Below are 383 nucleotides of genomic sequence, written 5' to 3'. Positions count from 1 at the left end.
GCCTATTCGCGCGTCTGGGACTGGAAGCGTTTTCGCGAGATCGCCGACGCGGTCGGCGCCTATCTTATGGTCGACATGGCGCACATCGCCGGCCTCGTCGCCGGCGGCGTGCATCCGTCGCCGCTGCCGCATGCCCATGTCGTGACCACCACGACGCACAAATCGCTGCGCGGCCCGCGCGGCGGCATGATCCTGTGCAATGACGAGGACATCGCCAAGAAGATGAATTCGGCGGTGTTCCCCGGCTTGCAGGGCGGCCCGCTGATGCATGTCATCGCTGCCAAGGCTGTCGCTTTCGGCGAAGCGCTGAAGCCAAGCTTCAAGGTTTATGCCGAGAGCGTTGCCGCCAACGCCAAGGCGTTGGCCTCCAGCCTCAAGGAGAC

At 64.8% G+C, this 383-nt stretch carries 1 protein-coding gene; it reads left to right on the top strand.

The genetic code is table 11. The annotated features are described in order from the left end of the window. Positions 1–383, top strand: a 383-nt coding sequence (locus EN750_RS39080; protein ID WP_127399551.1) for an aminotransferase class I/II-fold pyridoxal phosphate-dependent enzyme, incomplete at both ends; no start/stop codon positions are given.

It is taken from the genome of Mesorhizobium sp. M7A.F.Ca.ET.027.03.2.1 (assembly GCF_003999175.1).
Classification (GTDB): domain Bacteria; phylum Pseudomonadota; class Alphaproteobacteria; order Rhizobiales; family Rhizobiaceae; genus Mesorhizobium.
The sequence above is the reverse complement of the archived record's forward strand: the minus strand, read 5'-3'. Positions and strand labels throughout refer to the sequence as shown.